The organism is Clostridioides sp. ES-S-0123-01, assembly GCF_020658415.1.
In the GTDB taxonomy this organism is placed as follows: domain Bacteria; phylum Bacillota; class Clostridia; order Peptostreptococcales; family Peptostreptococcaceae; genus Clostridioides.
In genome coordinates this window covers 205,627-224,897 of record NZ_JACVWD010000005.1, presented here as the reverse complement: position 1 = coordinate 224,897, position 19,271 = coordinate 205,627, and the positions used below count along the sequence as shown (strand labels likewise).

Annotated in this window: 19 protein-coding genes; 6 read left to right on the top strand and 13 right to left on the bottom strand. The window is 27.7% G+C overall.

Going from position 1 to position 19,271, the window contains the following annotated elements:
- Positions 1-284: 284 nt before the first annotated feature.
- From nifU to IC175_RS13415, 10 genes are all read right to left on the bottom strand, one after another.
- Complete coding sequence (gene nifU / locus IC175_RS13460; protein ID WP_227434190.1) at positions 285-725, bottom strand: Fe-S cluster assembly scaffold protein NifU; 441 nt, start codon at positions 723-725, stop codon at positions 285-287.
- Positions 726-780: 55 nt separating this feature from the next.
- Positions 781-1,974, bottom strand: a complete 1,194-nt coding sequence (gene nifS / locus IC175_RS13455) for a cysteine desulfurase NifS (protein WP_227434189.1) — start codon at positions 1,972-1,974, stop codon at positions 781-783.
- Between the two features lie 17 nt (positions 1,975-1,991).
- Positions 1,992-2,441 (bottom strand): RrF2 family transcriptional regulator, encoded by a 450-nt coding sequence (locus IC175_RS13450; RefSeq protein WP_227434188.1) that lies wholly within the window; start codon positions 2,439-2,441, stop codon positions 1,992-1,994.
- Positions 2,442-2,550: 109 nt separating this feature from the next.
- Positions 2,551-3,321: a GNAT family N-acetyltransferase gene (locus IC175_RS13445; protein WP_227434187.1), complete on the bottom strand. Its 771-nt coding sequence runs from the start codon at positions 3,319-3,321 to the stop codon at positions 2,551-2,553.
- A gap of 30 nt (positions 3,322-3,351) precedes the next feature.
- Positions 3,352-4,617, bottom strand: a complete 1,266-nt coding sequence (locus IC175_RS13440) for a replication-associated recombination protein A (protein WP_227434186.1) — start codon at positions 4,615-4,617, stop codon at positions 3,352-3,354.
- Positions 4,618-4,731: 114 nt separating this feature from the next.
- The gene (gene codY, locus IC175_RS13435) at positions 4,732-5,517 is read right to left on the bottom strand and encodes a GTP-sensing pleiotropic transcriptional regulator CodY (protein WP_227434185.1); all 786 of its coding nucleotides are present in this window, start codon (positions 5,515-5,517) and stop codon (positions 4,732-4,734) included.
- Between the two features lie 163 nt (positions 5,518-5,680).
- Entirely contained in the window at positions 5,681-7,768 is a 2,088-nt protein-coding gene (topA, locus tag IC175_RS13430) for a type I DNA topoisomerase (RefSeq protein ID WP_227434184.1), read from the bottom strand.
- Positions 7,769-7,800: 32 nt separating this feature from the next.
- Entirely contained in the window at positions 7,801-8,901 is a 1,101-nt protein-coding gene (dprA, locus tag IC175_RS13425) for a DNA-processing protein DprA (protein ID WP_227434183.1), read from the bottom strand.
- An 18-nt stretch (positions 8,902-8,919) separates the two neighbouring features.
- Entirely contained in the window at positions 8,920-10,503 is a 1,584-nt protein-coding gene (locus IC175_RS13420; RefSeq protein WP_227434182.1) for a YifB family Mg chelatase-like AAA ATPase, read from the bottom strand.
- A gap of 30 nt (positions 10,504-10,533) precedes the next feature.
- On the bottom strand, positions 10,534-10,878 hold the full coding sequence (locus tag IC175_RS13415) for a YraN family protein (RefSeq protein WP_227434181.1): 345 nt from the start codon (positions 10,876-10,878) through the stop codon (positions 10,534-10,536).
- A gap of 184 nt (positions 10,879-11,062) precedes the next feature.
- On the opposite strand from IC175_RS13415, the gene IC175_RS13410 reads away from it, so the two are divergent.
- From IC175_RS13410 to IC175_RS13385, 6 genes are all read left to right on the top strand, one after another.
- A complete protein-coding gene (locus tag IC175_RS13410) occupies positions 11,063-12,226 on the top strand; it encodes a sensor histidine kinase (RefSeq protein WP_227434180.1) in 1,164 nt (387 codons plus the stop codon).
- Positions 12,219-12,863: a response regulator transcription factor gene (locus IC175_RS13405; protein ID WP_227434179.1), complete on the top strand. Its 645-nt coding sequence runs from the start codon at positions 12,219-12,221 to the stop codon at positions 12,861-12,863. The genes IC175_RS13410 and IC175_RS13405 overlap by 8 nt, the downstream gene beginning before the upstream one ends.
- Before the next feature lie 187 nt (positions 12,864-13,050).
- The gene (locus IC175_RS13400) at positions 13,051-13,986 is read left to right on the top strand and encodes an ABC transporter ATP-binding protein (protein WP_227851616.1); all 936 of its coding nucleotides are present in this window, start codon (positions 13,051-13,053) and stop codon (positions 13,984-13,986) included.
- A gap of 13 nt (positions 13,987-13,999) precedes the next feature.
- A complete protein-coding gene (locus tag IC175_RS13395) occupies positions 14,000-15,097 on the top strand; it encodes an ABC transporter permease (RefSeq protein WP_227482233.1) in 1,098 nt (365 codons plus the stop codon).
- A gap of 2 nt (positions 15,098-15,099) precedes the next feature.
- Positions 15,100-16,164 (top strand): ABC transporter permease, encoded by a 1,065-nt coding sequence (locus IC175_RS13390; protein ID WP_227851615.1) that lies wholly within the window; start codon positions 15,100-15,102, stop codon positions 16,162-16,164.
- Positions 16,165-16,419: 255 nt separating this feature from the next.
- The gene (locus IC175_RS13385) at positions 16,420-16,917 is read left to right on the top strand and encodes a CarD family transcriptional regulator (RefSeq protein ID WP_227434175.1); all 498 of its coding nucleotides are present in this window, start codon (positions 16,420-16,422) and stop codon (positions 16,915-16,917) included.
- Between the two features lie 183 nt (positions 16,918-17,100).
- Here the strand turns inward: IC175_RS13385 and IC175_RS13380 are convergent, their stop codons facing one another.
- The 3 genes from IC175_RS13380 to IC175_RS13370 all read right to left on the bottom strand — a co-directional run bounded on the left by IC175_RS13380 (position 17,101) and on the right by IC175_RS13370 (position 19,256).
- Entirely contained in the window at positions 17,101-17,349 is a 249-nt protein-coding gene (locus IC175_RS13380; RefSeq protein ID WP_227434174.1) for a hypothetical protein, read from the bottom strand.
- 65 nt (positions 17,350-17,414) lie between these two features.
- Positions 17,415-18,431 (bottom strand): alpha-hydroxy-acid oxidizing protein, encoded by a 1,017-nt coding sequence (locus IC175_RS13375; protein ID WP_227434173.1) that lies wholly within the window; start codon positions 18,429-18,431, stop codon positions 17,415-17,417.
- A 57-nt stretch (positions 18,432-18,488) separates the two neighbouring features.
- Positions 18,489-19,256 carry a ribonuclease HII gene (locus tag IC175_RS13370; RefSeq protein WP_227434172.1) on the bottom strand — a complete coding sequence of 256 codons (768 nt, stop codon included), beginning with the start codon at positions 19,254-19,256 and terminating at the stop codon, positions 18,489-18,491.
- Positions 19,257-19,271 lie beyond the last annotated feature (15 nt).

Below are 19,271 nucleotides of genomic sequence, written 5' to 3'. Positions count from 1 at the left end.
TTAAAGAAAATAGCATTTTTAAGTAAAAATTTCTGAAAATATATTTTTATATGAAATCCTCGTAAACGATTGATTTGCTGAGATTTTTTATATTTTTTAATGTTTAAATATTATGGATGTGTATATTTTTTTATTATTTCATTAATTTCCAAAACGGGCTAGAATGGCAGTTTTAACAATAAAAAATAGCCGTTTTCTTTAAAACGGCTATTTTTCATCTTACTATACCATTATACACTTTTTTAAAATGATTTTAAACTTTTTTTGGAAAATTATTCCTTATTTTATTCTTCTTCCTCAATATCATGGTCATGAGCATCATCTATAACATATCCATCTAATTCTGGTATATGGATATTATTCTTTTTAGCATAGTCTATAAGTGCTGCTTTTACAGCTTGTTCTGCTAAAACTGAACAGTGCATTTTTACTGGTGGTAAACCATCCAAAGCTTCAGCAACAGCTTTATTTGTAAGGTCTAATGCATCTTTTATAGTCTTTCCTTTTATCATTTCAGTTGCCATAGAAGAACTTGCTATAGCTGAACCACAGCCAAATGTTTTAAACTTAACATCTTTTATTATGTCTCCTTCTATGTCTAAAAATATCTTCATTATATCTCCACATGTAGGATTTCCAACTTCACCTACACCACTTGCACCTTCAATTTCTCCCATATTTCTTGGGTTCATAAAATGTTCCATAACTTTATCACTATATTGCATTATTTTTTCCTCCTACATTAATTTATGCCTATTTTTTATGTCTTATCTATTTTGTCTATTTTACTAATCCTTGTTTCTTTGCATCATCGTAAAGTGGTGACATACTTCTAAGTCTTTCTATAACTTTTGGTAAATTTTCTAATATATAATCTATATCATCATCCGTTGTAAAATCTCCAACTGTAAGTCTCAATGAACCATGTGCTATTTCATGTGGTAAACCTATTGCAAGTAATACATGTGAAGGGTCTAATGAACCAGAAGTACATGCAGAACCACTTGAACCAGCAATTCCTAACATATCTAGTAGTAAAAGTATTCCTTCACCTTCTATAAATTGGAATGCAAAGTTTGCATTTCCTGGTAATCTATTTTCTAAACTACCATTTATTCTTGTATAAGGTATTCTTTCTAAAACACCATCTATTAACTTATTTCTAAGACGAGTTAAAGTCTCAACATGGTTTTGCATATTTGCTTTAGCTAATTCTGCTGCTTTTCCATATCCAACTATTGCAGGTATATTTTCTGTACCTGCTCTTTTACTTTTTTCTTGTGCTCCACCATGGACAAAGTTATGAAGTCTTACACCTTTTCTTATGTATAAAGCTCCAACACCTTTTGGTCCATATATTTTATGTGAAGACATACTCATTAAATCTATTTCTAATTCTTTAACATCTACTGGAATATTACCTGAAGCTTGTACTGCATCAGTATGGAATAATATACTGTGTTTTTTAGCTATTTCAGATATTTCTTTAATAGGTTGTATAGTTCCTATTTCATTATTTGCAAACATTATACTTATTAGTATAGTAGTATCTTTTATTGAATCTTCTAATTGTTTTAAATCAATTTTTCCTTCGCTATCAACATCTAAATAAGTTATTTCAAATCCATGATGTTTTTCTAAGTATTCACATGTATGAAGTATTGCATGGTGTTCTATTTTTGAAGTTATTATATGATTACCTTTATTTTTATTAGCATAAGCTACACCCTCTAATGTCCAGTTGTCACTTTCTGAACCACCCGCTGTAAAATATATTTCACTAGGTTCAGCATTTATAAGGGCTGCTACTTGTTCTCTTGCTTTATCTAAAGCATCTTTTGCTTCTCTTCCGAATGTGTGAAAACTAGATGCATTGCCAAAATAATCTGTTAGGTATGGCATCATTGCATCTAATACTTCTTTTTTAACAGGTGTTGTTGCAGAATAATCCATATACAATCTTCTTTTTTCCATTACATTCATCTCCAAATCTATTTTTTAGTTATATTTGTTATATCATTTTCTAATTTATTTTTGTTATAGTCATTTATCATATCTTTAAGAGTAATTGAATCTATAACATCTTCTATACCCTTTTTCATCTTTTCCCAAACTATTTTTGTTACACACATGTTTGAGTTTTCACAGACATCTTCATCTAGTACACAGTCAGATAATGCAACTGGACCTTCCAATACTACAAGTATATCTCCCACTGTTATGTCTTCAGCATTCTTTGAAAGCAAATATCCTCCTTGAGCACCTCTTACACTTTTTACTAGACCCGATTTTTTTAAAGATGAAAATATTTGTTCTAAGTACTGGTCCGATATTTTTTGCTTTTTAGCAATAAATTTTAATGACACTGGTCCATTATCTTGATTTAGTGCTAATTCAAACATTGCCTTTAGTCCATATCTACCTTTAGTAGACAACTTCATACATTATCACCTCTATATAGAAATCTAATTCATACTGTTTTAGTAGGAATTACTTTCAACATAATTTTATTATACCCTACTAATTTTGTCAAGATTAATTTTAATTTTTTTATTTTGAATAAATCCCCCATTTTCCAATGTTTTCAAATCCTAATTTTTTATATATCTTTCCAGCTTCTTCATTATCATAAAACAAACAAGGCATTTTATTCTCTCTTAAAAGTTCTGAACATAGTTTAATTAAACATTTTGTAGCAAGCCCTCTAGCTCTATATTTAGGATGTGTACCTACTCCAATTATCATTGCATGAGTCCTGTTTTCTGATGTACTCTTTGCCATTGATACTACTTCTTTGTTAATCTCTATACAATATCCTCTACCTGTTCTTAAACCATTTTTTAAACTATCTAAAGTTGTACTGTGGAATTCATCTATCAAATCATAAAGCCTAACTGTTTTCTTTAGATTTCCAAGTCTAATTCTCTTTACCTTTTCATTACAATGATTGTCAACTAAAAATTTTTTAGTTCGAAGCTTACAAAAATCAACTATTTTTAAATTATCAAGCCCTAATCGCTTTGCTAAAGCATCTACAGCACTTATTTTTCCAGAAATTTCTTCGTAATCAGTGTCACAAAGCAATTCATAAAAGCCTTCAACATCGTACTCTCCATCTGAATAAAACATCATAAATTCAAAATATTTAAGTAGTACTGCTCTGATTTCACCATTTAAACCTATATCTGCCCATAAATTTAAAAAGTTATTTCCATATCCATATCTTTCAATATCCCCTATTATAAATAAATTGTACTCAGGTTCTTTTTTTAAATATTTCATAACTCTACTATGATAACTTGAGTTAAGCTTTATAATCATAATATCTACCCCCGATACATAAAATTCAACTTAAAAATCGCTATCCAAATATTCTAGATATTTCTTTATATTTTTCTCAGTTTTGTTTTCTTGTGGTATGTAGTAAATACTATCTTTTATGCTATCTGGCAAATACTGTTGTTTTACATAATGATTTTTAAAGTTATGAGGATATTTATATCCACATCCTCTACCTATATCTTTAGAACCAGAATAATGAGCATCTTTTATACTGTTTGGTATGTCTTTAACAAACTCTCTATCTAATTCATCTAATGCTTTCATTATTGCCATACATGCAGAATTAGATTTTGGTGATGTAGCTAAAAGAACAGTAGCTTCTGCTAATGGTATTTTTGCTTCAGGAAATCCAAGCTGCATAGCGGAATCTACACAGGCTTTTACAATAACAACTGCATTTGGATAAGCTAAACCTATATCTTCACTAGCTATTACTAAAAGTCTCCTACAGATACTGATTAAATCTCCACCTTTTATAAGTCTTGCTAAATAGTGTATGGATGCCTGCGGGTCACTTCCCCTTATAGATTTTTGAAATGCACTTAAAATATCATAATGACTATCACCATTTTTATCATAGTTTATAATTTTATTAAATGTAGATTTTTTTACTACATCTGAATCTATATAGATTATGTTATCTTTATTTGGTTTAGTTGAATAAACTACTAATTCTAAAGCATTTAAAGCCCTTCTCATATCTCCATCAGAGATAATAGCTATATCCTCAATAGCATCATTATTACATTCAATATCCATATAACTATCTTCATTTAAAACTTCAATTGCCCTTCTTAAGCCTTTTTCTATATCTAATTTTTCTAAAGGCTTAAATTCAAATATAGTCGCTCTACTTAGAAGAGCTTTATATACATAATGATATGGATTTTCTGTAGTACTAGCAATCAAAGTTATACTACCATTTTCCATAAATTCTAATATCGACTGCTGTTGTTTTTTATTAAAACTTTGTATCTCATCTATATATAGTAAAACCCCATTTATATTATTTATACTTCCAAGTTCTGCTATTACTTTTTTTATATCTTCTAGTGATGAATTAGTGGCATTTATTTTATAAAAATTTTTATTGCTTTTTTCTGCGACAATTTCTGCTACAGTAGTTTTTCCAACACCTGGTGGACCAAAAAATATCATATTTGGCAAAAAATTAGTCTGTAATATCTTAGACAATATTTTTCCATTACCAATTATATGACTTTGACCTATTACATCATTCATTGTTTTTGGTCTTATTTTATCTGCTAAAGGCATATTCCCACTCCTATTCAAAAAAAATATTTCATGATTATTATCCCAATAATCCGTCTAAAAAAGGTATCTATTTGAAATAGATACCTTTTCTAATCACAATCTATAAAATTTAGATTATTGATTGTTTTTTAATTTTTTTAATTCATCTGTAAGTTTATCATTAAGTATTCTTATATGAGTTCCTTTCATACCTAATGATCTTGATTCTATCACACCTGCACTTTCAAATTTTCTAAGTGCATTTACTATAACTGACCTAGTTATACCAACTCTATCAGCTATTTTACTTGCTACAAGTAAGCCTTCTTTACCGTCTAATTCAGCAAAAATATGTTCAACTGCTTCAAGCTCGGAGTAGGACAGAGTGCCTATTGCCATTTGAACTACAGCTTTTTTTCTCATTTCTTCTTCTAATTCTTCACCTATTGCTCTTAATATCTCAAGACCAACAACAGTTGCACTGTATTCAGCTATCACTAAATCATCATCATTAAATGACATTGAATATCTTGAAAGTACTAATGTTCCAAGTCTTTGTCCACTTCCTAATATTGGTACTACAGTAGTATATTTTTGTAATCTTCCTTGTTCTTCAGGGAAAATCTCTAATATCTTCTCACCATTTAAGTTTTCTAGTGTCTCATCAATTTTTAATAAGTTTTGAGTATATTCTTCTGAGAATTTTTTTTGCTTAGTATATTCGTCTTCTATAACTGAGCTATCTTCAATATCATTTAAATGAAGCCCTAGAACTTTACCTTTTGCACTTACTACATAAACATTAGAATTTAATACATCTCCTAATGCTCCGGCCAGTAAATCAAAAGAGACACTGCTTCCACCACTTGTTTGTAATGTTTTATTTATTTTTCTTGTTTTTTGTAATACTTCACTTGCCATTTAATCATCTCCTCATGAAATTTAGGCCTTTTAATAACCTTTATATTTTCTAATATTATTCTCACTTTTAATGAAAATTTATTTTTATATTAGTTGTTCACACTTGAAAGATTATCATAGTTTGGAACCTTTTTCAAGATAATTATGTGATTTTTTTCAATTTTCACTCTTTTCCGTCATTATGCTCTTTTGACTCTTTGTTACATTCTTTATTGGAGCATACTGTTTTCGTTTCAGATTTAGTCACTTTTTCAACCATATATGAACCACACTTTTCACAAAACTCTCCTGTTGGCTTATTCCAAGCTACAAAGTCACAGTTTGGATAATTAGAACATCCATAAAAAGCTTTCCCTCTTTTGGATTTTCTAAGGATAATTTCTCCTTCTTCACATTTTGGACATTTAACACCAATTTTATTCATAATTGGTCTAGTCGTTTTGCAATCAGGATAGTTTTTACAAGCCATAAACTTTCCAAACCTACCATATTTTATAACCATATTAGAGCCACAGTTTTCACAGATTTCATCAGTTTCTTCATCCATATTTATTTTTTCTATATTCTCAAGTGCTTCTTCAATGGCTTCTTTAAGTGGTGCATATGCTTCAGATACAATTTCTTTCCAATCTGTATTTCCCTCTTCTATGACATCAAGCTTACTTTCCATATCAGCAGTAAAATCTACATCTATAAATTTATGAAAATTATTTTCTAAAATATCAGTAACTATTATTCCAAGTTCTGTTGGGCATAGACTTGTGCCTTGCTTTTCAACATATTCTCTATTTAATATAGTAGCTATTGTTGGAGCATACGTACTTGGTCTACCAATTCCCAGTTCTTCCAATGTTTTTACCAAACTGGCTTCTGTATATCTTGCTGGTGGTTGTGTAAAATGTTGGTCTGGCAATATATTTTCTATACTTAATATATCTCCTTTTTCTATACTTGGTAGAATCTTATCTTCTCTTTCTGAAAAATTGTATACCTTAGTATATCCATCAAATTTCATTTTTGAACCAGTGGCTTTAAATACAATATCTCCAGCCTTACATTCTACATTTAGTATATCGAATACTGAATCCTCCATTTGACTTGCTATAAATCTTCTCCAAATTAAATTATACAGCTTATATTGGTCTTTACTCAATGAAGCTTTTATGCTATCAGGAGTTCTATCAACGGAAGTTGGTCTTATTGCCTCATGTGCATCTTGAACCTTTTTAGTGTCTGGTTTTTCTTTTTTTTCTACAGGGTTTTTATAATAATTTTCACCTAAGTCACTTATTATATAATTCTTAGCTTTTTCTTTTGCTTCATCAGATATTCTCTTAGAATCAGTTCTTATATATGATATAAGACCAACAGTGCCTTCACCTTCTATATCTATACCTTCATATAGTTCTTGCGCTATCATCATTGTTTTTTTAGTAGTAAAAAACAACTTATTTGCACCTTCTTGTTGAAGCATACTTGTTGTAAATGGTTTTGGAGCTGATTTACGTCTTGATTTAGATTCTATCTTTTCAACTTTTAAATCCTTTCCTTCCATTTCTTTTAGTATTTCATTAACAGCATCTTCATTTTCTAATTCAATTTTTTCATCGTTCTTGCCATAAAATTTTAAAGTTATATCTTTATCTTTTGCTGTCTTTGCTTCAACATCTATTGTCCAATATTCTTTTGGAATAAACGCTTTTATCTCTTTTTCTCTATCACAAATTAATTTTGTTGTTACTGATTGTACTCTACCTGCACTAAGACCTTTTCTAACCTTTTGCCATAATATAGGGCTTATTTGATATCCTAAAAGTCTATCCAATACTCTTCTAGCTTGTTGTGCATCTACTAAGTTTATATCAATATTTCTAGGATGCTTAATTGCTTTTTTAATTGCATCTTTAGTTATTTCATTAAACTCAATTCTACAATCATCAGATTCATCTAAATTTAGTATATGAGCTAAATGCCATGATATAGCTTCACCTTCTCTATCAGGGTCAGTTGCTAGATACACTTGTTTAGATTTTTTAGCTTCTTTTTTTAATTCCTTTATTACATCGCCTTTTCCTCGTATATTTATATATTGAGGTTCAAAATTGTTTTCTATATCTACACCTAATTTACTTTTAGGTAAATCTCTAACATGACCAACTGATGCTTTTACTGTATAATGACTTTTACCTAAAAATTTTTCTATGGTCTTAGCTTTTGCAGGCGATTCTACGATGACTAATGTTTTGGCCATAAAACCACACACCCCCACTACCTAATCTTAATTTATACATTTAAACTGTACGTTTTATTATTCATCTCTATTACTAACTCATTTAGTACTAATTCATTGATTATTGAATTTACATACTTTATTTCTATACCAGTATAATCACAAATACTATCTATATGCAAGCTTCCTTCTCTTTTTATAGCTTCAATTATTTGCTTAGACTTGGCATTTAAACTTATATTATCATATTTTTGATTTATTTTTTTATTGATAATATTAAATATGTTATACTCATTCAAAATATCATCTATATTTTCAATTAATTTCGCACCTTCTTTTATAATTTTATGACATCCTCTACTCATTTGAGAATTTATATTACCAGGTACTGCAAAAACATTTTTTCCATGTTCAAGAGCAAACTCTACTGTTATTAATGCACCACTTCGTATTGCTGCTTCTACAACCACTACTCCATCACTTAATCCACTAATAATTCTATTTCTATTAGAAAAATGATATGGAGCTACTGTTGAGTTAATATTATACTCTGATAATAATAGTCCCCCATTTTCTAATATTTTATTTGATAAATGTAAATTTTGTTTTGGAAGAGGGTTGTCTACTCCTGAACCAAGAACCGCTATAGTCTTAGATTTTCCATTCATACAACCTATATGTGAATATGCATCTATTCCTATGGCTAATCCACTTACTATATTAACTCCATATTGAGACAATTGACAACTCATTGTTTTTGCACAATTAATTCCATAAGCTGTAGGCTTTCTTGAACCTACTATAGCTATATTAAAATTATTATTAACTAAACTTATGTCACCTTTGTAAAATAATAACTTTGGAGCATTGTATATATTCTTCAAATTTTCAGGATATTCTTCATCATATTGGCAAATATATTTAATTGTTTTTTTGTAAAGTAGTTCTTTTATATTTTCTAAATAAGCGTGACCTCTATATTTTACTATATTTTTTCTAATATTCAAGCTTATATTTTTTAAATTATATATTTCTTTTTCAGAAAAATCAAATATATCTTCAATATTTACTATATTATTTTCTATTATTTCAATTGTTTTTGTTGTTATTCCACTAATTGATTTTAACCATAAATAGATATCTTTTTTCTCCATAAAATACACCTCAAAAACTTATTTAAAATAGCTATAATAAGCTCTTCTAAATGAAAAAGCTTCTATAATACACTGTGAATTTATCAACTCTATTCCTTCTAAATCAGCTATTGTTCTTGCCATCTTTAAAAGTTTTGTATAACTTCTACTACTTAAATTATATTTATTAAATATTACTTTAGCCATTTTTGAAGCTTCTTTTTCTAATTTACAATATTTTAATAAATTAGAAGCCTTAATTTCACTATTATTTTTTATATTATCTTCTTTAAATCTATTTATTTGTATTTTTCTAGCATTTTCTACTCTCGTCTTTATTTTTTGAGAACTTTCTTCTTGTTTTGATGAATTTAAATCATCATATTTTACAGTATTTACTTCTACAAAAATATCAAACCTATCTAATAATGGTCCTGATATTTTATTTATGTATTTATTAATTTCATTGCTCCTACATCTACACTCTGTATTTGACATATAATAACCACATGGACATGGATTCATAGCTGCAATTAGTAATACTCTACAGGGATATTTTGTACTATACTTTACTCTAGATATATTTACATACCCATCTTCTATAGGTTGTCTCAAAGTCTCAAGTATTTTCCTATCAAATTCAGCGATTTCATCTAAAAACAAAATCCCCCTATGTGCTAGTGCTACTTCTCCAGGTCTTGCATCTGTTCCTCCACCAATTAAAGACTGCTTTGTAGTTGTATGATGAGGCGCTCTAAAAGGTCTCTTATCGATTATGCCTTTATTTTCATCTATCATACCCAATACACTATAAACCTTACTTACTTCTACCATCTCTTCTATACTTATATCTGGCAAAATTGTTATTACTCGTTTTGCAATCATTGTTTTACCTGAACCTGGAGGCCCAATCATAAGCATATTATGATTTCCAGCAGCGGCTATCTCTGCGCTTCTCTTTATAAAATAATTTCCTCTAACATCCTTAAAATCTTCATCATGTTTGCTTTCTTTTGTATCATAAAACTCAGGATATTTACAATATGTATAATTCCCATTTGTTTCTATTTCTTCATTTAAAAAAGACATTATTTTTTCTTTATCGACTTTTATTTCTCCATTTAAAAAACCTATACATTCTTTTAAACTTTTAATAGGTATTATATCAATTTCTTCTATAAATAAACTTTCTCTTATATTGTCAACTGGTATAAAAATACGCTTTATATTTTGGGTTTTTGCACCTATAATTATTGGTAATATCCCTCTTACTTTTCTTATTTTTCCATCTAGTGATAATTCTCCTATAAACATACTTTCTCTTATATAATTTTCATCTTTTTCTATTAACCCTCTTAAAAGACCTATACTTATTGATAAATCTAAAAAAGCACCTTCTTTTTTTATATCTGCTGGTGATAAATTTACAACAATTCTTGTATTTGGAAATTTATATCCACTATTTATAATAGCTGATTTAACTCTCTCTCTCGCCTCTTTAATTTCCTTACTTGGAAGACCGACAATATTAAAGCTAGGTATACCATTACTTGTATCCACCTCAACCTTTACTAGAAAACTTTCAATTCCTATTAAATTACTTGAGTTAATAATACTTAACATATAATAATCCTTTCCAAACCTTTATCTTTCTTAAAAAGCATTCATTATGTGATTTACTCTTTTTTCTGATAAATAAACTTCTACAATATCAAATCTTATGGGAATATTATGTAAATTATTTTTTGTGATATAGTATTTAGCAATCTCAACTATCTTTTTTCTCTTCTTGAAATTTACAGATTCACAAGGATAACCATACCTTAAACTAGACCTTGATTTTACTTCTACAAATACAATCTCATCATCTATCCTTACTATTATATCGACCTCTCCAATCTTTAATCTGTAGTTTTTTTCTAATAGTTTTGCGCCTTTTGACAATAAATAATTAATTGCTACTTCTTCTCCAAAATCACCTTTTTCTTTGTTATTCATTTTTTACTCCAATACATTAAATTTTTACTTTTTGATTATGGTCAGTATACGATTTAACTATTCAAATTTTTTAGATTGATTTTATTTCTATTAATATTAATAGATACTTCTATTGACTTTATTCTTTTATGATATTATCCTAGTTTTCATAAGGAAAGTTTATTTTTATGGAGGAGTCCTTTTAATGAATAGAAAAAAATTAGTTACTTTTATACGATATTTGTCCCTATTTATAGTACTTGTAAGTTCTTTAAACACTACTGAAAATATATTGTATCCAGTTATAACCATAATAATATTATTTCTAATTATAATAAATAATCAAGTCAGATTTTTTTCTTTATCAAATAATAGTAGACTTGTACTTATTTCTTATTTTTTAGAATTTGCTTTAATTTTCATATTATATAATTGTACAAAGACTTTTAATTCAGTTTACTTTGTTCCTTTAATTTTGGACATATCATTTTTTATAAATGAAAAATACAAATACATATTATTATTTTTCATTATAGTATCTTCTTTTATTATTAGTTTAGACAAAAACTTGTATCTAGCGTTGGAATCAAGTTCAATATTATTGATTATATCTATACTTTCTATATATATAGAAAGTGAAAATATATCTAAATTATACAATCAAAATCTTTATGATAAACTTAGAATTTCTAAAGATAAATTAAAAAAATCTAATTCTGATTTAGAAATTTATGCAAGTTCTATAGAAGAACTAGCCATTTTAAAAGAGAGAAACCGAATATCTAGAGAAATACATGATAGTGTTGGACATTCTCTTTCTACAACAATAATACAGCTAAGTGCTATAGAAAAGCTCTTAACTGATAAGCCAGAAGTATCTGATTTAGTACATGAACTCAGAGAATTCGTAAATGAAAGTTTTCAAGATGTTAGAAGAGCTATATCTGAGTTAAAACCTATTGAATATGAAAATTATCAAAATTTATTTAAAATTAAAGAACTAATTAAAAGCTTTATTAAGCTTACAAATATTAATGTAAGACTAACTATATCAAAAAACACTTGGAACCTATCTAGAGCTCAGTCTATAGCTTTATATAGACTTATTCAAGAATCGCTTTCCAATGCATCAAGACATGGAAAAGCAAGTAAAATCAAAATTTTTATAACATTTAATCCTTCAAATCTTATAGTTACGATTAGTGATAATGGTATAGGATGTGAAAATATAAAAAAAGGAAATGGAATTAACAGTATTAGCGAAAGAATATATGAACTAAATGGAAAAGTTGAATTTGATAATCACAATGATGGATTTACAATTAGAGCTTCTTTTCCCAAATTTTTAGGGGGTGATTTTTTTGAGTAAAATCAAAGTTCTTATAGTTGATGATGAAAAACTAATTAGGAAAGGTCTTAAGATTATATTGTCATCTTATGATGATTTGGAGATAATTGGAGATGCCTCTAATGGATATGAGGCTTTAGAATTTTGTAAGTCAAATGAGGTAGATGTTGTTCTTATGGATATTAGAATGAATATTTGTGATGGTGTTTTAGGTACAAGACTTATAAAAGAATATGATGAGTCAATAGCACTATTAATTTTAACTACATTTAATGATGATGAATATATAAAGGATGCAATGAAATTTGGAGCTTCAGGTTACCTTTTAAAAGACAGCTCTGATGAAGTGTTACATGAGGGAATACGCTCTTCATTTTTTGGCAATGTTGTACTTGACAAAAATGTAATTGAAAAAATTATGTCAGTTGAAAAAACTGTCGAACACGAACATATTTCTAATATATATAATTTAACTGAAAAAGAAATATCCATAATTAAGTTAATTGCAGATGGGCTTAGTAATAAAGAAATAAGTCAAGAATTATTTTTATCTGAGGGTACCATAAAAAATAATATAACTAATATTTTAGGTAAATTGGAACTTAGAGATAGGACTCAATTGGCTATATTTGCTTTCAAAAATAAAATTGTAATATAATATGTCAATAAAAAAGCTAAACTATAAACAAAATTTTAAAAAACTTAACTTATAATAAATATAAAACTATAAAGTGACTTAAGTCACTTTTTTTAGTGACTTATAGTAATAGAAATACACCTATTAATTCTTTATTATAATATTATAGATTTTTAAATTACACAAAAATATTTTGGGAGGGATTTTTATGGATATAGTTAAAGTAAATAATATAACAAAAAGATTTAATGATAAGTTAGCACTTGATAACATTAGCTTTTCTGTTAAAGAAGGGGAAATATTTGGACTTATTGGTCCAAATGGTGCTGGTAAATCTACACTTATAAGTATAATTACCAATCTTACTTTACCAAATAGTGGTAATATTCAAATAAATGGTATAGATTTGTCGGCAGATCCTATGAGTGCAAAATCTATAATAGGATTAGTTCCACAGGAATTAGCAATTATGGAAACACTAACTCCTTTTGATAACTTAGAATACTTTGGAGCTTTCTATGGATTGAAGGGCAAGTTACTTCAAGATAGAATCAATGAGGCCTTGGAAGTTACAGGTCTAGCTGAAGTTAAAAAGAAAAAAGTAAAAAAATTATCTGGTGGTATGCAAAGAAGATTAAATATTGGGATAGCACTTTTAAACCACCCTAAAATATTAATATTAGATGAACCAACTGTAGGTGTTGACCCTCAATCAAGAAATCACATTTTTAATTTTATAAAAGATATATCTGAAAAACAAAAAACTACTATTATATATACATCTCATTATATGGAAGAAGTTGAACATCTTTGTTCTAAAATCTTTATTATGGATGAAGGTAAAGAAGTTGCTTTTGGGGATAATAATTATCTAAAATCAATAGTATCTACAAGTACAAAATTAATTATGGAAATAAAAAATATAAATGCTCAACTTATATTTGATTTAAAAAATACTAAAGGAGTTATATCTGTTTTAGAAAATACTTCAGTAATAGCATTAGATGTAGATAAAAACTTTCTGCTAACAGATGCACTTTCTGCTGTTGATAAAAACAATTTAAAGGTAGTACGTATATCTTATGAAGAACCTAGTTTAGAAGATGTATTCTTAAATCTAACAGGTAAAAATTTAAGAGACTAATAGGGGTGATTTTATGAAATTATATATAAGTGTAAAAACTATGTTAAAAGGTCTGAAAAGTTCCTTCATGATTAGTTTGCTATATTTCTTGGCTCTTCCTTTACTTTTAGCTTGGTTCCTTGGAATGGTAACAGGAGATATGTTTCAAAATCCTATAAAAACAGAACCTATATCAATCGTTGTATATGACAAAGATAGTTCCAAGTTATCAAGTAATTTGACAAACTTTTTAAAAGATGATTTATCTTCTGTACTAAAAATAAACAAAGATGATTCTGATGCAGATTTAAAACTTACAATACCTAAGGGATACGAAAACAATATTCTAAATGAAAAATCAAATACTTTAAATATAGAAAAACTTGGAACTAATGATGACTTAGCAATACTACTTCAAAACATATTAGATACTTATCATGAAAAATTATATTTAAATAATTCTCAAAAACTAAGTTCAGAAGATTTTTCTAAGTTGTTTAATAAAAGTTCCATTGCTACTTCTATAATAAAAAGCGATATCGAACAAAACTCATATGAATACTTTGCTTTAGTTTCATTGGGATTCCTTGTAATAATTTTCATAATGAATAATATTTTGTCAAATTATATAAGTGAATCAAAAGGGCTTTCAAAAAGACTTTATTCTATGCCTATAACTAGAGTGCAGTATTTAATTTACGACTTTGTAGGTTTATGGATTTACTCATTTATATTTCTATTATTATATGTTTTATTTTTTAGAATACTAGGAATAACATTTAAAGGTAATCTTGCCATATTGACCTTACTATGTGCTTTGTCATCATATTTTATGACTTCGATATCTACTTTTGTAACTAGTTTTTTTAGTAAAAAATATGGTACATTCATAGTTTATATGTTACTTTTCTTACAGACAATTTTTGGAGGTATTTTTAACATGATAAGTGAAACTTTTACTAAGTTTACTAGTTTATCTCCAACTTATTTGATAGGAGCTCTATATAGTGACTATGAAAGCTTCAATACTTTAAGTTCAATAAGTAATTTAATTGTAACATGCTTAGTTGCCTCTACAATATTGATTATATTCTCTATTGTAAAAGAAAAATATAAATGGAGGGAGATTTAATAATGATTAGATTAATTCTTGCAAATATAAAAAGATATATAAAAAATCCTTCTCTTTTAGCTAGTATGGTTATGATTCCTATTATATTAGTTGTTTCTCTTAACCTTTTTTCTAGTAAATCAGACAATCAATCTATGTACTTTTCTCCAGTAGCAGTTGTATCTAACTCTTCAGGAAAATATGAACATAAATTGATAAATAATTCAAAGTTAAAGGAAAACACATTTAGATTAAATGAAGAAGATAAAGCTATGAACTTACTAAAAAATAATAAAGTTTCTGCAGTATTTGTTTTAGACAAAAATTTTTCAACTGATATAGATAACTTAAAAAGACCTGCTGTTAAATGTTTTAAAACTGAAAATGGTGGTGGTAGTCTTTGGGCAGAATCAGAAATAGAATCTTTTATCAATAATTCTTTAAAATCAAAAATAGATAGAAATCTGGATGAAAAATTAACTAAAACAACTATAGTTGACAACAAACCTGATAAAAACACAAATTTATTTTTACCAGTTTTCTTAATATGTTATTTTATGTATATTAACGCAGCGCATCTTGCTTCTGACTTATTTTCATTAAAAAAATCAAATGTTTTAAGAAGGCTTATTTCTACAAAACATAAAGATATAAAAATAATTTTTAGCATACTCTTAGGTTTATTTTTTATTCAAGCAATTGTATACACTTTAATACTTGGATGCCTTACATTTGTTGGAGATTTTAAATTAACTCTAAATGTATTAATGATTGTACTAGCAAATAGTTTTGTTTCCACTGGATTTGTATTTTGTATAGCTAGAGTATTCAAAAATGAAAACTCTATAAGCCTTGTAACTACATTTTATTCTTTAATAGGTTTAGCTATATCTATATCTAGTCTGATACCATCAATGAATGAATTATCATTTATGGCTAATCTATCAAAGCTTACACCTTTTTACTGGACTATAAACGCTATTAAAAGCAATGATAGCATTTTAATAAATGTAATCGTTCTAATACTTATTGGAATAGTATTTGTAACAGCTGGAAGTTTTAAATTAAGAGATTTTGCAAAAAACTAATGATTACTAAATATAGTTAGTCTATAATTTTATACAATACTAACATAATATTTCAAGATGTTAAATTATTTTATATTATATTTTTATAGTTAGTTTTATAGTTGGTTTTAACCACTTTTGATGCTAAACTTAGTATTATATATTAATATTTTTGACTTGTCAATAGTTTTATGATATAATATTAATTATTAGATAATTAAAGCATTGTACCCAAATTGCAATATCTAAAATTCAGTTTGGAGGTATAACTAACATATGTATAATATCGGTGAAAGTGTGATGTATCCAAAAGAGGGAGCCTGTTATGTAAGTGATATTGTAACCAAGGAAATAAATAAACATATGCAGAAATACTACGAATTAACTGTCATTTTCAATAGTACTCTTAAAATTTCTATTCCTGTTCTGAATGCTGACAAGATTGGTGTCCGTCCAATTATGAACGAAAATGAAATTGATAATTTTATCCAATCTATTAACAAAACAGATGCTATATGGATTTTTGATAGAAAGAAGCGGCTTAAATTATACCACGATAAATTTCATTCAGGAGATATCTTTGAGATTGTAAAATTAATTAAGATGCTTATGATACAAGATTGTTCAAAACAATTATGTAGTACAGATAAAGACTTTTTAAATAAAGCTCAGAGATTTGCTTTATCGGAATTAGCTGCTGCTCAATGTAAATCCTATACAATCGTATTAGAAGAAATGAAAAAACATATTCTAAATCCGAAAAATAATAATTAAACCAGTCTTTAAGACTGGTTTTATTTTTTAGATTAATCATATTTATTACCATATTTTACTTTAGATTTCATAATCTAGTGTTCATAATCTAGTGTTTATAAAGCCATCTTAACTAGAATATATTTTATACAACAAAAAACCAAGTGTAAGTCAGTAATATGATTTACACTTGGTCAACAAAATCTAATCTTCCTCAAGTTCCTTTTTTTCTTCCAATAATACATTCAATTCATTTGCTTCTAAAATCTGTGCTTCTGCAATGTCAAGTAACTCTTGTTGCCATTCCACACATTTATCTTTGTAATCAAAAGGTAGCGTTCTGTCAACTATGTACTTATCGATACATTCCTCCGCACTTTTAACTATTTGCTTTCTCTCATCAATAAATTTTTCCAATTCTACTAAGGCTTCTTCATAAGCTTTTTTACTCATATAAATTCCCCCTTTGTATAATTGTTCTACATTAAAATGATTTTTCCTCTTTTTTGTATAAAAATTTATTTGTATATAACTTTTCCATCAATATCTTTTATAGTTTGACATCCAGTTAATATCATAGAACCACTTAATTCTGATTGAAGTTTATTTACATAAGTTTCTACACCATCAGTTGCTCCACCAAATGAAGCTGTTACAAAAGGTCTTCCTATTAATACTGCATCTGCCCCTAGACCTATCATTTTTAATACATCCAACCCTGTTCTAACTCCACCATCTGCAAGTATTGTAACTTTACCTTTAACAGACTCAGCAATCTTTGGTAAAACTTCACATGCTCCTGGAGTACAGTCAAGTACTCTTCCTCCATGATTTGATACAACAATTGCATCTACACCTGCTTCAACTGCCATTAACGCATCTTCTACAGTCATTATTCCCTTTAATATAAATGGTAATTTAGTAGATTTAACTAATTCTTTTATTTGGTCAACATTTTTAGGAAGTACTGGTTTTCCATGTAGTGATAAAGTTACTAAACCACAAGCATCTATATCAACTCCAACTGCAAATGCTCCAGCTTCTTCAGCCAATCTTATTTTTTTTATAATATTTTCATTGTCCCAAGGTTTAATAAATACAATTCCAGCACCATTATACTTTTTAACTACATCTAAATTTTCCATTAAAAATGCATCTACTGCTGTATCTCCAACCATTGCATAGATACCACTATTGACACATCCTGCAACTACTGGTTCTATGTAATCTCTTTCATTTATTTTTCCACCCATATTTAAAGTAGTTCCTGTTACTGGAGCTGCAAATATAGGAGCACTCATTTTTTTTCCGAACATTTCTATAGATGTATCAGGATTTGAAACATCATGTATTACTCTCATATTTACTTTTACTTTTTCTAAACTCTTGCTATTTTCTATAAAAGAAGAACCACTTCCTTTACCTCCCATACCAGGTACTTCACCTGCACAGACAACTCCATTACAAACTTTACAAACTTTACAACTTCCATTTAAATTTTCTCTAGCATTTTTTAATAGTTCATTATAATCCATCTCTAATCCCCCATTAATTATAGTAATTTATATAATATATATTATATCATATTATGTTTATAGTATATTTTTCAAGAAGCTTTTTCTATGTATAGGAGTTATCCCATGTTTTTCAATAGCTTCATAGTGTTCTTTTGTTCCATATCCCTTATGAGATTTAAATCCATATTCTGGATATACTCTATCATATTGATACATTATACTATCCCTAGTAACTTTCGCTAATATACTTGCTGCTGCTATTGATATAGATTTTGAATCTCCTTTTATAATTGGATTTTGAACTATATCAATTCCTGGTATTGTCGCTGCATCAACAAGTAAGTAATCTGGTGTTTGTTTTAAACAATTTATTGCTTTTTTCATTGCCATATACGTGGCATTTAATATGTTAAATTCATCTATTTCTTCGTTATTTACTATCCCTATTCCATAATCTAATGCTTCTTTTTTTATTACTTCAAAAAGCTCATCTCTTTTTGCTTCACTTAGTTTCTTAGAATCATTTACGCCTTCTATTTTTGTATTTTTCTTAAACACTACAACAGAAGCTACAACAGGACCTGCAAGTGGTCCTCTTCCAGCTTCATCAATTCCTCCAATATATAAATATCCTTTACTATATCCTTCATTTTCAAACGTATTTATAGTTTCTAATCTTTCTGCTTCTTTTCTAATATTATCTAGTTTCTTAGCAAGTTTTATAGCCAAACTTTGAACAGATTTTCTTTCGTCCACTCTTAATATTTCTATATATTCCATATACTTTTCAACTTCTAAAGCCTCAATTATTTCTTTAATCTCCCTCACACTCTTGTTCTGCATGCTATCCCCTCATCT